The organism is Arsukibacterium sp., assembly GCF_041616895.1.
Classification (GTDB): Bacteria; Pseudomonadota; Gammaproteobacteria; order Enterobacterales; family Alteromonadaceae; genus Alishewanella.
Map to the genome: position 1 here is coordinate 1 of NZ_JBFJPY010000210.1, position 1,794 is coordinate 1,794.

The 1,794-nt window shown below is 51.5% G+C and carries 1 protein-coding gene and 1 pseudogene; both read left to right on the top strand.

Features of this window, described 5'->3' with window-relative positions; all coding sequences use genetic code 11:
- Positions 1-128: 128 nt before the first annotated feature.
- Positions 129-1,382 (top strand): hypothetical protein, encoded by a 1,254-nt coding sequence (locus ABY802_RS16870; protein WP_372628277.1) that lies wholly within the window; start codon positions 129-131, stop codon positions 1,380-1,382.
- A pseudogene (locus tag ABY802_RS16875) lies at positions 1,382-1,794 on the top strand (hypothetical protein); the annotation flags it as partial. The gene ABY802_RS16870 and the pseudogene ABY802_RS16875, both read left to right, overlap by 1 nt.

Genomic DNA, 1,794 nt, shown 5'->3' on the forward strand with positions numbered 1-1,794 from the left:
CCGCATCATGATCGCCAGTATTATGTGGTCACCGGTAAAATTGACTATTTAATTGATGTCATTCGCTTTATTCGCGATGAAGAGCAATTGCCGGTTGAAGACACCCCGAATCAGGAGGCCCTGCTCTGATGGCAACATTAGACTCTGGCTCAACAGCGGGCACGGTTTCTAACCTGTTTAGCATTGGCAGCGAGCGCCTCGCGCTGCTGGGCAAACACCATAAAGCTTTGATGCAGGGCTATCTGGACGGTTTTATTGATGAAACCGCCTTTAGCGAAGCCGCGTTAAAAAAACTGATCGCCGCCCGTATTTTATGGAGGCCGGACGAGCAGCAGCCACTGACATTACGGCCATTAGTCAGTGAGCTGATTGCCAGTATGGTGGCCGATGAAAACCGGCGCCAGATCAATGCCGATGTGGCGGAGAAGCTGGAGCAAATCCGCAACCGGGTGCAGGCCTATCGCGATGCCCAGTATAAAGGCGATTACAGCGTGGCCGAGCTGCAACTGCAGCGCTTAACCGAACATGTGCATGATTTAAGCGGCCAGTTTGAAGAGGCCATCGACAGTTTATGGCACCGCCTGAACAGCGACTTTGGTTTTGTCGCCAGCTTAGATGATAAAATTCGTGAAAACGAACGGGCGCAAAAGCAGTTGCGCCGCTTGCTCGATGGCCTGGACTTACTTGATTTCAGCGAGTTAATTGAGTTATCTGAGGGCAATAACCATTTGCGTAAACTGCTGGTGAGCCAGTTGCAAAACCAGCTTAGCTCGCACCACAGCAGTTTGTTAGAAGTGCAAAAAAGGCTGGTTGAATTACTGGCAAAGTTTCGCCAGCAACAGGCGCGCTCGCTGCTTATCAGCAATATGGCCGCCTTTTTACGCCAGCACCCAAAGTATCAGCCAGCCGATTACCCGAATCGCTCAGAATTGCCCACCCTGTTTAACCAGGCCGCGGCCATAATACCGCAAGCCGCTATTGCGCTTGATAAAGCCAGTGACCGGCAAACCCTTGCCGAATTAGTGCGTGCGCTACCGCGCTCAAAGCCGGTTAACCTGCAAGATAACCAAAGCGCCAGCTTTAGCAGGGTCTGGGTAGACGAAGAAATTGCCGCCCGCCAGCAGGCACTGAAAACCGACGTGGAAAACTTCTACCTAAGGGTAATAGATCAGGGTGGCAAACTCAGTGCGCTTAACTACCTGGAGCAACAGGCGTTAGAGTGGGACAGCGAAATCTGGTTATACCAAATTATCGCTGAATACCAGGCCCTGCCGCAGGATGAAAAGCAAATGTTCGCCATATTGCGCGACGAAGCCCCGGCCAGCAGCATGAACCAGCTACTGCTTATTCGCGATATCAGCCTGCAGTTAAAGGCAGCGTAATGAGCTACCCGCCGCTGAGTGCACAAGCACTGCGTTACTTGCAGCAATTGCAGCAACGCCTGAATGCCAGTGGCAGCGAGCGGGTAAAAACCAGTGTTAAATCGGCACAGCACGTATTGGCCTGGTGTATTGAACATGAATTAGTGCCGGGCAACAGTCTTAATCTGCCGCACTTTACGCTTAATCTGGCATTGCTAAAAGATATCGCCGCCGTACAACGCAAGTTACAGCAAGCTTGTTTTCAGGATGACTTAAACCAGAGCAGCCGGCTAAGCAACGCCGGCAGCAGCCAGCAAGAGTTAAAAAGCATTGGCCTGCAACCGCGTAACAACAGAGTGTTGCTGCGGCTTAATACGGCGGTAGATACCAGTCTTGCCATTACCGCTGATATTATCGATATCGACTGGCAACA